General features: G+C 64.5%; 15 protein-coding genes. 8 read left to right on the forward strand and 7 right to left on the reverse strand.

The window, feature by feature from the left end; translation table 11 throughout:
* Positions 1-41 precede the first annotated feature (41 nt).
* Positions 42-1,346 (forward strand): HlyC/CorC family transporter, encoded by a 1,305-nt coding sequence (locus ACXAG6_RS13935; protein ID WP_475338327.1) that lies wholly within the window; start codon positions 42-44, stop codon positions 1,344-1,346.
* On the opposite strand, the gene ACXAG6_RS13940 is transcribed toward ACXAG6_RS13935, so the two are convergent.
* The gene (locus ACXAG6_RS13940; RefSeq protein WP_475338329.1) at positions 1,343-1,705 is read right to left on the reverse strand and encodes a DUF4440 domain-containing protein; all 363 of its coding nucleotides are present in this window, start codon (positions 1,703-1,705) and stop codon (positions 1,343-1,345) included. The two genes, ACXAG6_RS13935 and ACXAG6_RS13940, sit on opposite strands and share 4 nt — an antisense overlap.
* A 139-nt stretch (positions 1,706-1,844) precedes the next feature.
* Between ACXAG6_RS13940 and yghX the strand changes: the two genes are divergently transcribed.
* The gene (gene yghX, locus ACXAG6_RS13945; protein WP_475338330.1) at positions 1,845-2,744 is read left to right on the forward strand and encodes a YghX family hydrolase; all 900 of its coding nucleotides are present in this window, start codon (positions 1,845-1,847) and stop codon (positions 2,742-2,744) included.
* Between the two features lie 339 nt (positions 2,745-3,083).
* Here yghX and ACXAG6_RS13950 read toward each other — a convergent pair whose 3' ends face one another.
* A complete protein-coding gene (locus ACXAG6_RS13950) occupies positions 3,084-4,637 on the reverse strand; it encodes a helicase HerA-like domain-containing protein (RefSeq protein WP_475338332.1) in 1,554 nt (517 codons plus the stop codon).
* A 469-nt stretch (positions 4,638-5,106) separates the two neighbouring features.
* On the opposite strand from ACXAG6_RS13950, the gene ACXAG6_RS13955 reads away from it, so the two are divergent.
* From ACXAG6_RS13955 to ACXAG6_RS13965, 3 genes are all read left to right on the forward strand, one after another.
* On the forward strand, positions 5,107-5,811 hold the full coding sequence (locus ACXAG6_RS13955; protein ID WP_475338333.1) for an invasion associated locus B family protein: 705 nt from the start codon (positions 5,107-5,109) through the stop codon (positions 5,809-5,811).
* A 96-nt stretch (positions 5,812-5,907) separates the two neighbouring features.
* Positions 5,908-6,132, forward strand: coding sequence for a VOC family protein (locus ACXAG6_RS13960; protein WP_475338334.1), 225 nt, complete (start codon positions 5,908-5,910; stop codon positions 6,130-6,132).
* A gap of 39 nt (positions 6,133-6,171) precedes the next feature.
* Positions 6,172-6,348 carry a glyoxalase gene (locus ACXAG6_RS13965; protein ID WP_475339068.1) on the forward strand — a complete coding sequence of 59 codons (177 nt, stop codon included), beginning with the start codon at positions 6,172-6,174 and terminating at the stop codon, positions 6,346-6,348.
* 1 nt (position 6,349) lies between these two features.
* On the opposite strand, the gene ACXAG6_RS13970 is transcribed toward ACXAG6_RS13965, so the two are convergent.
* From ACXAG6_RS13970 to ACXAG6_RS13990, 5 genes are all read right to left on the reverse strand, one after another.
* Entirely contained in the window at positions 6,350-6,790 is a 441-nt protein-coding gene (locus ACXAG6_RS13970; RefSeq protein ID WP_475338336.1) for an NUDIX domain-containing protein, read from the reverse strand.
* Positions 6,791-6,982: 192 nt separating this feature from the next.
* Positions 6,983-8,194, reverse strand: coding sequence for a beta-ketoacyl-[acyl-carrier-protein] synthase family protein (locus tag ACXAG6_RS13975; protein ID WP_475338337.1), 1,212 nt, complete (start codon positions 8,192-8,194; stop codon positions 6,983-6,985).
* Positions 8,195-8,219: 25 nt separating this feature from the next.
* The gene (locus ACXAG6_RS13980) at positions 8,220-8,486 is read right to left on the reverse strand and encodes an acyl carrier protein (RefSeq protein ID WP_140014110.1); all 267 of its coding nucleotides are present in this window, start codon (positions 8,484-8,486) and stop codon (positions 8,220-8,222) included.
* A 34-nt stretch (positions 8,487-8,520) separates the two neighbouring features.
* A complete protein-coding gene (lpxD, locus tag ACXAG6_RS13985) occupies positions 8,521-9,615 on the reverse strand; it encodes a UDP-3-O-(3-hydroxymyristoyl)glucosamine N-acyltransferase (protein WP_475338338.1) in 1,095 nt (364 codons plus the stop codon).
* Between the two features lie 4 nt (positions 9,616-9,619).
* Complete coding sequence (locus ACXAG6_RS13990) at positions 9,620-11,248, reverse strand: L,D-transpeptidase family protein (RefSeq protein WP_475338340.1); 1,629 nt, start codon at positions 11,246-11,248, stop codon at positions 9,620-9,622.
* Positions 11,249-11,638: 390 nt separating this feature from the next.
* Between ACXAG6_RS13990 and mepK the strand changes: the two genes are divergently transcribed.
* The 3 genes from mepK to ACXAG6_RS14005 all read left to right on the forward strand — a co-directional run bounded on the left by mepK (position 11,639) and on the right by ACXAG6_RS14005 (position 14,493).
* Positions 11,639-12,211: a peptidoglycan L,D-endopeptidase MepK gene (mepK, locus tag ACXAG6_RS13995; protein WP_140014108.1), complete on the forward strand. Its 573-nt coding sequence runs from the start codon at positions 11,639-11,641 to the stop codon at positions 12,209-12,211.
* 138 nt (positions 12,212-12,349) lie between these two features.
* Positions 12,350-13,333: an LLM class flavin-dependent oxidoreductase gene (locus ACXAG6_RS14000; RefSeq protein WP_475338341.1), complete on the forward strand. Its 984-nt coding sequence runs from the start codon at positions 12,350-12,352 to the stop codon at positions 13,331-13,333.
* 146 nt (positions 13,334-13,479) lie between these two features.
* Positions 13,480-14,493: a glycosyltransferase family 2 protein gene (locus tag ACXAG6_RS14005; RefSeq protein WP_475338343.1), complete on the forward strand. Its 1,014-nt coding sequence runs from the start codon at positions 13,480-13,482 to the stop codon at positions 14,491-14,493.
* Positions 14,494-14,505 lie beyond the last annotated feature (12 nt).

Genomic DNA, 14,505 nt, shown 5'->3' on the forward strand with positions numbered 1-14,505 from the left:
CCCCATAACGTGTAGGTCATGACACAACCCCGGCTTACCCCTTGATCGACACCGCATTCTGGCTGACCGCTGGCGGCATTGCGCTGCTCCTGGTCTGCTCCGCCTTCTTTTCCGGCTCCGAAACGGCGCTGACCGCTGCGTCACGCGGCAAGCTGCGGGCGCGCGCCGACAAGGGCGAGCGCGGCTCTGAGGTTGCGCTTGAGGTGACGGAGGACAACGAGCGGCTGATCGGCGCTGTCCTGTTGGGCAACAACGTGGTCAACATTCTTGCGGCCAGCCTCGCCACCGCGCTTTTCACCCGGCTTTTCGGCGAGGGCGGCGTGGCGCTGGCGACATTGGTGATGACGCTGCTTGTGCTGATTTTCGCCGAGGTGCTGCCCAAGACCTACGCGATATCCAATGCCGAAACCGCCGCCTCCCGCGTGGCCCGACCGATCAGCCTGCTGGTGCGAATACTTGCGCCGGTGGTGCAGACCATTCAGGCGCTGGTTCGGCTCATCCTGCGGCTCTTCGGGGTGCAGACCGACCCCGACAGCCAGCTTTTCAGCGTGCATGAAGAGATCGCCGGGGCGCTGGCGCTGGGCCATTCGGAAGGCGTGGTGCTGAAAGAAGACCGCGACAGGTTGCTGGGCGCGCTCGATCTTGGTGACCGGACGGTGGAAGAGATCATGCTTCACCGCTCGCAGATCGAGATGATCGACGTGGATGCCCCGCCCGACGAGGTGCTGGCGCAGGCGCTGGAGAGCCGCCACACCCGGTTGCCGCTGTATAAGGACGACAAGGAAAACATCGTTGGCGTGATCCACGCAAAAGACCTGCTGCGCGCCATCCACCGGGCTGCGCTTGCCTCGGGCGGTGCACCGGAGGCGCTGAGCAGCCTTGATGTGCTGGATGTGGCGATGGAGCCCTATTTTGTGCCAGAGACCACGACGCTGGATGACCAGATGCGTCAGTTTTTGCGGCGCAACACCCATTTTGCGCTGGTGGTGGACGAATACGGCACGCTGCAGGGGCTGATCACGCTGGAGGATATCCTTGAGGAGATCGTTGGCGAAATCACCGATGAGTTCGACATCGACGAGGACCACCCGCTGCGCAAGACAGATACGGATGACTGGATCGTGGACGGGGCGATGACGATCCGCGATTTGAACCGTGCCAATGACTGGAGCCTGCCCGACGATGAGGCCAACACGGTGGCGGGGCTGGTGATTCATGAGGCTCAGGCGATTCCGACCGTGGGGCAGGTGTTTTCGTTTCACGGCTTCCGGTTCGAGGTGATTGCGCGCAAGGACAATCGCCTGACGCGGCTGAAGATGCGCCCGCTTGCCACGCGGGCGGGCTAGGCCCCGGCTTCGGCAATGGCTGCCGGGGTTTGCTGGTGGCTCATCAGCCGCCATCCGTCGCCATCATCCACATAGGTTGAGGCACAGAGCGCCACGAAGGTTTCGTCTCCCTCTCGCTCGGCATGGGCCTTGTAGGCCAGCACGGCCACCGGGCCCTGATGGGTGAAGCTGCGATCGTGGAAGGTGACAGAGCGCCAGGGCGCGGCGCCGTCGAGCCCTTTCATCGAGGCTTCGGCGTTGAGGATGCCCGCCGGGTAGGGAAAGACGAACACCGCGTCATCACGGGTGACGCTGCGGGCGTAATCACTGCCGCCGGTCCAGTACTGCTCTTCCATTTTCCAGAATTCCGCTTCGGTCATCTTGGGCCTCCTTTGCTTGCTTAACGGGCGGGCTGCCGCCGAGGTTCCGGATGACGGGAACGTGAGGCGGCGCATCGGCGGCATAGTGCTAGCGTTTTGGCGGGATGACGCGGACCTTCGTGAACAGGGAGACACCGACATGAACAAGCCAGAACGCCGGATGACGGCGGAAGACTTTCACCCCAAGCTGCTCGAAATGTACGACGGCTACGTGCACGGCAAGATGAGCAAGCGCGACTTTCTGGCCGGTGCGGGCAAGTATGTGGCTGCTGGTGTGACGGCGGCGGCAGTGCTGGAGAGCCTGCAGCCGAATTATGCGCTGGCCCAGCAGGTGGCGCCGGATGACCCCGACATCGAGGCCGAGTGGGTGGAATATGAAAGCCCCGAGGGGCATGGCACCATCAGGGGCCTGATGGCGAAGCCCGCCGGCGTGGAGGGCAAGCTGCCTGCGGTGTTGGTGATCCACGAGAACCGGGGGCTGAACCCCTATATCGAGGATGTGGTGCGCCGCACCGCCAAGGCCGGGTTTCTGGCGCTGGGCCCAGATGGGCTGACCCCGGCGGGCGGCTATCCGGGCAATGACGACGATGGGCGCACGATGCAGCGCGAGCTCGACGGGGCGAAGTTGATGAACGACTTCTTTGCCGGGTTCGAGCATTTGATGAACCACGAGGGCAGCACCGGCAAGGTGGGCGCGATGGGCTTTTGCTATGGCGGGGGCGTGTGCAATGCGCTGGCGGTCGCCTATCCGGAGATGGGGGCGAGCGTGCCGTTTTATGGCCGGCAGGCGGCGGTGGAGGATGTGCCGAAGATCCAGGCGCCACTGTTGTTGCATTACGGCGAGCTGGACGAGCGGATCAACGCGGGTTGGCCGGAGTATGAGGCGGCGTTGAAGGAGCATGGCAAGACCTATGAGGGGCATATCTATGCCGGGGCGAACCATGGCTTTCATAACGACACGACGCCGCGCTACGACGAGGATGCCGCGACGCTGGCTTGGGAGCGGACCGTGGAGTGGTTTACCAGGTATCTAACGTAGGGAGTAGGCTGACTCCACCCTACGGTATTCCGCGAGTGCGATATCGGTGAGGGAATGGCCCCGCCCGGTGCGCGCCGTAAGGCGCCGGGCAGCGCCGTCCCGCCCCCCGGGGCGGCGCTTGGGTGAGGTCAGTCGCGACCTCTGAGGGAAGACGACTGCTGCGCCATAAAGTGCCATCGCCCACCGGTGGGAGCGCCACCCCGCGGAACGGCGCTGCCCGGCTTGCGGTGCGCGTTGGGCGAGTGGTGGGTTGACACCCACCCTACGGCATGTTCACGGCGCGCATCGGGCAGGGCCACTTTTTAACGGTGTGTCAGAGGCATCGGGAGAAGTCCCGCCCTATCGCCCCGAAAACAGCGTGCCGAAGATGCCCCGCACCAGCGCCTTGCCGGAGCGGGTGCCGAGCTGGCGGGCGAAGCTTTTGGCGAAGGTCTGGCCTACCGTATCGGAGCGCGATGATCGTTTGCGGGTGGGCTTGGAAGTGGAGCGCGAGACGCGGCTGCCTGAGTAGCGGCGGGCGGCCTTGAACTCGCGTTCGGCCATCTCGGCCTCTTCCTCTTGCTCCTCGGCCGCTTCGGCCTCTTTGGCTGCCGCCTCGGCCCGTTTAGCGAGCATCTCATAGGCGCTTTCGCGGTCTACGGCGGTGTCATATTTGCCGGCCACGGGGGAGGCGTCGATGACCCCACCACGCTCGGCGGTGGAGATCGGGCCGAGTTGCGAGCTGGGCGGACGGATCAGCGTGCGCTCGACCACGCCGGGGGCGCCCTTGCGGATGAGGAAAGAGGTGACGGCCTCGCCAGTGCCGACCTCGCGGATGGCGTCTTCGGTGGAGAAGCGGGGGTTGTCGCGGTAGGTTTCGGCGGCCTGCTTCAGCTCGCGGCGGTCTTTGGCAGTGAAGGCGCGCAGGGCGTGCTGCACCCGGTTGCCGAGTTGCCCGAGGATATCCTCGGGCACATCCGCCGGGTTCTGGGTGCAGAAGTAGACGCCGACGCCCTTGGAGCGAATGAGCCGCGCCACCTGCTCGACCTTGTCGACCAGCGCCTTGGGGGCATCGTCGAACAGCAGGTGCGCCTCATCGAAGAAGAACACCAGCTTGGGCTTGTCGGGGTCGCCGACCTCGGGGAGCATCTCGAAGAGTTCGGAGAGCATCCAGAGCAGGAAGGTGGCGTAGAGCCGGGGTGCGCCCATCAGCTTGTCGGCGGCGAGGATGTTGATGCGGCCCCTGCCCTGCTCATCGGTCAGGAAGAGATCATCGAGCGAGAGCGCGGGCTCGCCGAAGAATTGCGTGGCGCCCTGATTTTCGAGAACCAAAAGGCGGCGCTGGATGGCACCGATGGAGGCGGTGGAGACATTGCCGTAGCGCAGGGAAAGCTCGCTCCGGTTTTCACCGACCCAGACGAGGAGTGATTGCAGATCCTTGAGGTCAAGCAGCGGCAGCCCCTGTTCGTCGGCCACGCGAAAGGCGATGTTGAGAATCCCTTCCTGCGCTTCGGAGAGTTCCAGCAGGCGGGACAGCAAGAGCGGGCCCATTTCTGCAACGGTGGTGCGCACCGGGTGGCCCTGCTCGCCGTACATGTCCCAGAAGGTGACGGGAAAGGCGGCGTAGCTGTAATCGGTGAAGCCGATCTTGGCGGCGCGCTCCATGAAGGGAGCATGCAGCTTGCCCTCGGGAGAGCCCGATTTGGCGAGGCCGGAGAGATCGCCTTTGACGTCCGAGAGGAAGACCGGAACGCCATTGGCCGAGAAGCTTTCGGCAAGGATTTGTAGCGTGACCGTCTTGCCGGTGCCGGTGGCCCCGGCGATGAGCCCGTGGCGATTGGCGTAGTTCAGCAAGAGTGCCTGAGGATCGGCGTAGTTTTCGCCACCGCCGCCCACGAAAATGCTGTCGCTCATATAGCCCTCCAGATCGGTTTCGGACCCAACATAAAGTATTAACCTTTCTCTGCCAGTGTTCATCTTGTTCGGGCCTAAGTCCTCTTGGCCCGGATTGACTTCCTCCCTGTCAGACTGGCCGCGTCACCTTGGTGGCGCGGCTTTTTTCTTAGCGTGTTCAAATTCTTGAGGGGTGTTCTTTTACCTGTTGACGGCTGCGGCAAGTTGCCATAGCGTCCGGTCATCAAGTCGGCCAGTCCGGCAGGGAGAACCTAAAATAGCGACTGTAAACAGTCGTTCGGGCCGATCAACGGACCCGCACAAAAGGGCCTCTCGGGGCCCTTTTTCAGTGGTCGGGCCCGGCTTCGCCGTGCGCCTCGCGGGCGTGTTCACAGCCCCGTCAGCGGCTCCGCTTTTCTCCCTGACATCCCCTGCGCCCTGTGCTAGACGGCCCCACGAAATTCAGAATGCGAGAAGGTTGTTGAGGACCATGCAGAACCTGACGAAAGCCAGTTTTCTGGCGCTAATGATCGCCGCCACGCCCCTCTGGGCACAGGACGCCGCGACCGAAGAAGCTCCCGCTGAGGAAACCACCACCGAAGCACCCGCAGAGGGCGCAGCCGAGGCGGCCGAAGAGGCAGCCACCGGTGAGGCAGAAGAAGCCACCAGCGAAGCGCCGGCTCCCGGCTCTGACCTGAACATGGGCACCCCCGAGGGCGAGGAAGCCGCCGCCGCACAGCCCGGCGCGCCCTACACCAAGGAAACCCACGGCGACTGGCAGCTGCGCTGCGCCAAACCCGCCGAAGACCAGCCCGAGCAGTGCCAGCTTTACCAACTGCTGAACGACGAGCAGGGCAATTCGGTGGCCGAGATCAACCTCTTTGCCCTCCCCGCAGGGGGCCAAGCCGTGGCCGGTGCCAATATCGTCACCCCGCTGGAAACCCTGCTGACCGAGCAGATCACCCTTTCGGTGGATGGCGGTCAGGGCCGTCGCTACCCCTACACCTTCTGCACCCGGATTGGCTGCGTGTCGCGGATTGGCATGAGCCAGGCGGATGTGAACGGCTTCAAGGCCGGCAGCGCGGCCACGCTGACGCTGGTGCCCGCCGGGGCCCCGGACGAGCGGGTGCGCCTGAAGGTTTCGCTCTCCGGCTTCACTGCCGGGTTCAACGCGCTGGCCGCGCTGAACAACTGAACTGAGAGGCCATAAGAGGCCCAAGTAGCGCCGCCCTTCGGGGCGGCGTTTTGCGTTGGAAAAGGGCTTGCCCTCAAGGGCACTTGAGGGCGCAGGATGGGTGAAACCTTCGCTGCCGGAGAGCCCGCGATGACAGACAGCCCCCACATCACCCCGATCCTGCGGGTTGCCCGACCGACCGATGACATCGCAGCGGTGCTACAGTTGTACCGTGACGGGCTGGGGCTTGAAGTGCTGGCCCAGTTTACCGATCACGCCAGGTTTGACGGCGTGATGCTGGGCCATCAGGGCTTTCCCTATCATCTGGAGTTCACCCGATAAGCCGGGCATCCCGCCGGGCGGGCCCCGGGGCAGGACAACCTGCTTGTCTTCTACCTGCCGGATGGCGCCGCGTGGCGGAAGGCCTGTTCCCGGATGGAAGCGGCGGGCTACGCGCCGGTGGTGGCGTTCAACCCCTATTGGGACCGGCAGGGCCGCAGCTACGAGGATGCCGATGGCTATCGCGTAGTTTTGCAGAATGCCGGGTGGGAAACCTAGCCTAGCCCGCGTCGGCCTGCAGAATCCGCAAGACGGCGGGCGCGAAAAGTGGGCGCATGGCCTGTGCCAGTGCCGGGGTCAGCGGCACCCAGCGATAGGCGAAGATGAGGCCGTCTTCGGCGGGGCTGCCTTCGGCCACGTGATCCCAAGTGTCGGGCAGGCCGGGCGGCGCTTCGAAGGTGAAGAGGTGCCAGAGCTGGGGGGCGGTATAGCCCTCCTCCCATGGGCGGGGCCACGTGCCGATCGCCCTGGGCGCGGCGAGGCGCAGGCCGGATTCTTCATGCAACTCGCGGATGGCTGCGGTGGAAGGGTCTTCGCCGGGCTCGATGGTGCCTTTTGGGAGTTGGTCGCCGGTGAGCGGATGGCGGAAGATCAGCAGCTCGCGTGTGCCGGGCGGGCCGCGCAGGACGGCGGAGAGGGCCTTGGGGATGGGCACTGTCATTGCGCGAGTCTGGCGCGCGTGTCGTGGTTTGCAAGGGTCGGAGTGGGGGTTTCACACCCCCACACCCCCGTGGAGATATTTGCGGCAAGAAAATGCACAGGGGCGCATTTGAATCAAACTGTTCTGATTGGGCCGCGCTGGTGCTCGCCTGTTCGGCGGGAGGCCCATGTTCTGCAGTGTTTCTGGGGCGTTTCAGGGCGCTTTGCGCAGGGCGAGCACGGCGTTGAGGCCACCGAAGGCGAAAGCGTTGGAGAGCACGGTTTTGACCTTGGCGTCGCGGGCCTCGTTGGGCACCACGTCGAGCGCACATTCCGGGTCTGGCTCCTGATAGCCGATGGTGGGGGCGATCACCCCGTCGCGCAGCGCCATGATGCAGGCCAGAAGCTCCACCGCGCCGGTGCCGCCGATCAGGTGCCCGTGCATCGATTTGGTGGAGGAGATCATCAGCTTGTCGGCGTGGGAGCCGAAAACATCGGCCACAACGGCGCATTCTGTTTTGTCATTGGCTGCTGTGCCGGTGCCGTGGGCGTTGATGTAGCCCACCTCCTCGGGGTTGATCTTCCCATCCCGCAGAGCGCCACGCACCGCCCGCGCCGCGCCCTGTTTGGAGGGCATGACGATGTCGGCGGCGTCCGATGACATGGCGAAGCCGACCACCTCGGCGATGATCTCGGCGCCGCGGGCCTTGGCGTGTTCGAACTCTTCAAAGACGAAGACCGCCGCGCCCTCGCCCTGCACCATGCCGTTGCGGTTGGCCGAGAACGGGCGGCAGGCGTCTTTGCTCATCACCCGCAGCCCCTCCCAAGCCTTCACCCCGCCAAAGGAGAGCATGGCCTCGGCCCCGCCGGTGACCATTGCGCGGGAGGCGCCGGAGCGGACCATTTGGAAGGCCTGCCCCATGGCGTGGTTGGAGGAGGCGCAGGCGGTGGAGACGGAATAGCTCGCGCCTTTGAGGTTGTATTCCATGCTGACATGGGAGGCGGCGGCGTTGTTCATCAGCTTGGGGACGACGAAGGGGTGCACGCGGTTTTTGCCGTCTTCATAGACGGTGCGGTAGTTTTCGTCCCATGTGTTCACCCCGCCGCCGGCGGTGCCGAAGATGGCCCCGGCCTCGTCGGCCAGCAACCCGTGAAACTCCAGCCCCGCCTGCCCGAGCGCCTCCTTGGCGGCGAGCATGGTGAACTGGGTGAAACGATCATAGAGCGCGATTTGCTGGCGGTTGAAGTGCGCTTCGGGATCGAAGTTGCGCACCTGCCCGCCGATCTGCACCGAGAGGCGCTCGACGTCACGGATGTTGATGGGGGCGATGCCGCATTTGCCCTCGGCCATTGCGGCGAAGGTTTCGGGCACGGTCTTGCCCAGGGCATTGATCGTGCCCATGCCGGTGATGACAACGCGTTTCATTGGCCTGCCTTGCAGATGCGCCCGTTCAGGCCGCCTGTTCCTTGACCAGCCCCTGCACCGCCGAAACGATGGCCGCGACCGAGGAAATATCAAAATCGCTCTCGGAAGGCTCGTTGGCGTTGAAGGGCACTTGGATGTCGAAGGCCTCTTCGATGGCGAAGATGCTTTCGACCAGCCCGAGGCTGTCGATTCCGAGGCTTTCGAGGGTGCTGTCCATCTTCACATCGGATGTGTCGAGCACGGCCTGCTCTGCGATGATCTCGATGACCTTGTCTTTCACTGCGTCCGACATACCGCCCACCTGTCTGTTACGCTCCGTTGTTCATTTATGTGTTCGGGTCTTGTTTGGAAAGGTTCTTTCTCAGTTCTGTAACGTCTCTATGAAGCTTTGGCAGACGGCGCAGGCCCTTGTAGGCTTCGATGCTGGCTTTCATCTCCATGGCCGGATTGCCGAGCATCACGCGGCCCTTGGGCTGGTTGGTGCGCAGGAGGGTGCCCGCCGCGGCGATGACATCATCGCCGATGTCGAGGTGGTCGGTGACGCCCGCTTGGCCGCCGAGAACAACACGGTCGCCCAGACGGGTGGAGCCGGCGATGCCGACCTGCCCGCAGAGCAGGCAATCGCGCCCGGTGCGCACGTTGTGGCCGACCTGCACGAGGTTGTCGATCTTGGTGCCGGTGCCGATTTCGGTGGGGTGGATGGTGCCTTGGTCGATGCAGGAGTTTGCGCCGAGTTCCACGTCATCGCCGATGATCACGCCGCCTAGGGAGTGGATGCGGGCATAGGCTTGCTGGCGGGCCTCGCCCCGCTCGCCCAGCGTGCTGCGGACGGCCTCGACTGCCCCGGCCTCGGGGGTGACGAAGGAAAAGCCATCGCCGCCGACGACCGCGCCGGGCTGGGCGATGAAACGATCACCGACGGTGACGGAATGGCCGATGCGAGTGCCTTCGCGCAGCAGGCAGTCTGCGCCGATTTGTGCGCCCTCGGCGATGGAGACATGGGCGGCGATGCGGGCGTTGGGGCCGATCACGGCCCCTGCCCCGATCACCGCGAGCGGGCCGATCGCCGCGCCTTCACCGATTTGGGCGCTTTCGTCGATCACCGCAGACGGGTGGATGCCGGGGGCGATGCGAGGCCCCGCGTCGAGCATGGCGGTGAGCCCGGCCATGGCGTAGCGCGGGCGGGGCGCGAAGATGACCGCGGTCAGGTTCATCGCCTGCCAATCGGCCCCCTCCCAGACCATCGCCGCCTTTGCGGCCCCCTGCCCCAGCCCGGCGGCGAACTTCGGGTCCATCGCAAGGGCCAGAGCATCGGCCCCAGCGCGCGCGGGCTCGGCGGCATGGGTAACGGTAAATGCACCATCGCCCTCGAAGCGGGCTCCGAGGGCGATGGCGATGTCTTCTATGCGGAGTGAGGTCACGCGATCAGCTTTCGACCCCGCGCAGCTTTACCCCCATGTCGGCAAGGGCATTCCAGATCCGGGCGTCGCGGCCGTAGATGTCATTGCGGTAGTTCATCTGGCCTTTCGGCTGGGTGAAGGCTGTGCGGTAGATCAGGTGCACGGGCACTTGGGCCTCAAGTTTGACAAGGCTTTCCGCCCCGGTGCGCAGGCGCGAGTGGAAGGCGCCCTTTGGGTCATCTGTTTGAACGGCGAGCAGCGCGTAGGCGAAATCGAAGGGATCTGCCAGCCGGATGCAGCCGTGGGAAAAGGCACGGACATCACGCTTGAACAGGCTCTTGGAGGGCGTGTCGTGCAGGTAGATGTTGTGCTTGTTGGGGAACATGAATTTTACCAGACCGAGCGCGTTGCTGCGCGACGGCGGCTGCTTGATGGCAAAAGGGAAGTTGCGGGCGTTGTAGGCGCGGAAGTTGACAGCGCCACGCGGCACCACGCGGCCCCGGCGGTCGATCACGCGGAGGTGGCCGACGGCATGCGGATTGCGTTGCAGCAGCGGCAGATATTCTTTGGTGGCGATGGAGCGCGGCACGTTCCACGTGGGGTTGATGACCATGTGCTCCATCACGTCGGAGAACTCGGGCGTGCGGCGATCGGAGACGTTCTTGCCCACAACGGAGCGGGTTTCGAAGGTGACCTTGCCGTCGTCGATGATCTGGGCCTTGAAGTTGGGGATATTCACCAGCACGTGGCGCTTGCCGCGCGGGCGGTTGAGCCAGCGCTCGCGCTCCATGGCAACGATCACCGATTGCAGGCGTTTGACCGGCGAGACGTTGATTGCAGAGATCGTGCCCGGCCCGGCCACCCCATCGGGGTTGAGGCCATGGTCGATCTGGAAGGTCTGGACGGCGCGGGTGATGGCGGTGTCATAGCTTTGGCTTGCCGAGCGGGTCATGTAGCCCATGGCGATGAGCCGGTTGCGCAGTTGCACCACGGCGGGCCCCTGCTGGCCGGGCTCCAGCGCCTTGGCCTGCACCTCGGGGCCCCAACCGCCACGCGCGACTGTCTTTTCCAGCTCCAGCTTGCCGCGCATGAGGCGCACATATTCGGGCGTGCGGGGCATGAGGGCGCGGAAGAACTGGGTGGGCTCGGACTTGGCGAAGGCGGCGAGCAGCGCGTCGGGTGCGCGGCGGGGAATGTCGCGGACAATGCCGCTATCTATCTTGCGGGGCTCGGTGGCGCCGGTTTGCAGATCCCGCGAGAATTGCACCAGCATCTGCGCGGCGAGAACCTCGACGCGGCCAAGATCGCGCACCGAGCGGGCGGACCCGAAGGCGGCGCGCAGCTCTGCGGGCTCGTAGCGGGTGGAGGGCAGCCCATGGTCATCGGCCATCTCCAGCGCCCGCAGCAGCGCCGCACGGCGTGCACCGTCGGCCTCGCCGGTGAAGAGCGGGGCGTAATTACGGGCACGGTAGAAGGCGGCAACACCCTCGTTGCGCGCAGCAGCCTCGGCCACAGCCTGCTTGAAGGCGGTGACCTCGAAAGAAGAGGTTTCGGTGGCCTGAGCGGGCTGCGGAAGGGCGGTTAGGGCGGCGCATCCAATGAAAAGGGCGGTAAGGCCGGCGTGCGCGGGGCGCAACGTCTTGCGAAGGGTCATATCGTCCTCGGGACTAAGCGTGTGTTCAGCAATATCGTTACCTTGAGATTGCCGATGCTTCCATGAATGTCGATTCACATTTGAGTCGTCTGCGGGGCAGTTTGGCAGGACTGCAACAGGGGTGGGAGAAAAATACCGTTTCGAATCAGCAGATTGGGGCCAAAAGATGGCGCATTCGGCTGTTGCGCCAAAGTCGCGCCGCCCGGCGGACTTTTTGCGGGCACAAGCAACGACATTTTAAGCAATTTCCTGCTTATTCGGGCCCGAAATCGTGGCGCGACAGAATTGCGTCTTGGCCGGAGAATCGCTTTGTGGCATAAAAATCCTGCATCTGGGGATGAGATGACAACGCGGTCAGCCGAAAAGGCGACCAGGGGCACGGGGACAGGCATGACGACCGAGACAGGATCTTCCAAAATCTCGCGGCGCGGGCTGCTTGGGGCATTTGCTGCCACAGCCGTTGTTGCTGCACCAACGTATTCCAAGGCCGCTGGGTTCCTTCGGGGCGCGGGCGATATTCGCCGCCTCAAGATGTACAACGGCCGCACCGGCGAAAGCATGGATGCGATCTACTGGATCGAAGGCGACTACATTCGCGACTCGATCAAGGAAGTGAACTACTTCATGCGGGACTGGCGCCGCGACGAGGTGAAGGCGATTGATACGCGCACCCTCGACATCATCGCCGCCGCTCACAACCTGCTGGACGTTCGCGAACCCTACATGCTGCTCTCGGGCTACCGCTCGCCGGCGACCAACCGGATGCTGCGCTCCCGCTCCTCCGGCGTGGCCAAGAACTCGCTGCACCTCAAGGGCCAGGCCGCTGACCTGCGGCTGAACTCCCGGTCGGTGAATCAGGTGGCGCGTGCCGCCGCAGCCTGCCGCGCGGGCGGTGTTGGCAAATACCACGGCTCGAACTTCGTGCATATGGATTGCGGCGTGGTGCGCACTTGGGGCGGCTAAGGCCCCTGCCCTTGCAACTCCCTGAAAACACGCCCGGTTTCGACCGGGCGTTTTCATTTTGAGCATAGCTTTGCCCCGGTGCGTTGCTCTTGCTTCGGGTGGCCCTAGATTGCGGGCGACGCAACAGAAGGCCAGCTGATGACCCCCTTTTCCGTGCTTGATCTCGCGCCGGTGCCCAAAGGCGCCACAACCGCCGAGGCGCTCGCCAACACCGTTTCCCTCGCACGCCACGCCGAGGCCTTGGGCTACCGGCGCTACTGGCTGGCGGAGCATCACAACATGGTGGGCATCGCCAGCGCGGCAACGGCGGTGCTGATTGGCCATGTGGCGGGCGCAACCCAGAGCATTCGGGTTGGCGCGGGCGGCATCATGCTGCCCAACCACGCACCGCTGATGGTGGCGGAGGCCTTTGGCACGCTGGCGACGCTTTACCCCGATCGGATTGACCTTGGCCTTGGCCGCGCCCCGGGCACCGATATGGCCACCGCCCGCGCCCTGCGCCGCGGCCTTTCGGGGGGCGATGAGTTTCCGCAGGATGTGGTGGATCTGATCGGCTTTCTTGGCGAGGCCGAAGAGGGCCAGAAGGTGCGGGCCGTGCCGGGTGCGGGCACGCAGGTGCCGGTGTGGATGCTGGGCTCTTCGCTGTTCGGCGCGCAACTGGCCGCACACCTTGGCCTGCCCTATGCCTTTGCCTCACATTTTGCCCCCGGCGCACTGGATGACGCCCTCGCCACCTACCGGCGCAACTATCGCCCATCGCAGGCACACCCTGAGCCGTATTTCATGTTGGCGATCAACGTCTTTGCCGCCGAAACTGATGCGGAGGGGGCGCGGCTGCGCAGCTCGATGCAGCAGGCATTCCTCAACCTGCGCAGGGGCACACCGGGATACTTGCCACCGCCCGTGGAGGACATCGCCGCAATCGCCAGCCCGGCAGAACTGGCGATGGTGGAGGAGGCGCTGAAGGTGAGCGCTGTGGGCAGCAAGGCAAGCGTTGCCGCCAAGCTGGACGCGTTGATTGCCCGCTACGCGCCCGATGAGGTGATTTTGACCGGGCAGATCCACGATCACGCCGCCCGGCTGCGCAGCTTTGAAATTGCCGCCGAGGTGCTTGCGGGCTGAGCTGATGTTGCGCCAATGCCCGGGGCCTGCGCGAATACACCCCGCGCGGCCCCGCCCCGCCTTGGCCCCCTGCCCTGCGCTCGTGTAGGCTGGCCCGAAGACCCGCGGCACCACGCGTGGCGAGAGTAGCCAGGAGCAGCGACATCATGCGCGTCACCTCGATCACCCCGATGAAAAACGAAGGGCCATACATTGTTGAATGGGTGGCGCACAATCGTGCGATCGGCATCAACGACATGATGGTCTTTACCAACGACTGCACCGACGGGACCGACCATATTTTGGACCGGCTGGACGAGATGGGCCTGCTTCGACACATGCCCAATCCCTCGGTGCGGATGAAGAATCCGCGCCACCACATCGAGCTGATCCGCTATGTCAACGAGATGGGGCGCCTGCGCCGGTCGGACTGGGTGACAAACCTCGATGCGGACGAGTTTCTGCGCATCAAAACCGGCAAGGGCCGCGTGGAAGACCTGGCCAACGCGCTGCCGAGCGCCGATGCGATCACGCTGTCGCTGCATACCTTTGGCTGCGGCTGGGTTGACGAGATTGCGCCCGAGGGGAAGCTGGTGACAGAGACCTTTCGCTATCGCGGCGCAAGCGAGACGAACCGGAGCCCGGTGAAATATCTCGCGACCGGAGGCTTTGGGTGGAAGGAGTTCCACAACAACGCCCCGGTTATTGCCGAGGAAGACCTTGATCGGGTCACTTGGGTGAACGGCGATGGTGAATCGCTGCCCCGCGAGAGGATTGCCTCGCCGTTCAAGGCGCTTTCGCCAATGCTGGCGGGGTTTGGCCTTGCGGATGTGGCGCATTACACGATCCGCTCCTATCAGGGCTTTCTGGTGCAGCGCGACCGGGGCAATGCCAACCCCATCAAGGGGGCGCCGCCGGTGGGGTTGGATCTGGAAAACGCGATGCGCTACTGGAACAAGTTCAACCGCAATGATGTGATGGACGACAGCTTCACCCAGCTGCCCGGCCTGCGCGATGCGGTGAGCGAATTGCTGAAGGATCCCGAACTGCGCAGCCTCCACGAGGCCGCGCTCTCGTGGCACCGCAATCGCGCCAAGGCCCTGCTGGAGCGGCCCGATTACCGCGAGCTTATGAGCCGCATCAGAGAAACCCCAAGCGAAGCGCAACGCCCGGTCGCCTGAGGGCGCGGTTTA

The sequence above is a fragment of the Vannielia sp. ABF1_015 genome, assembly GCF_056160745.1.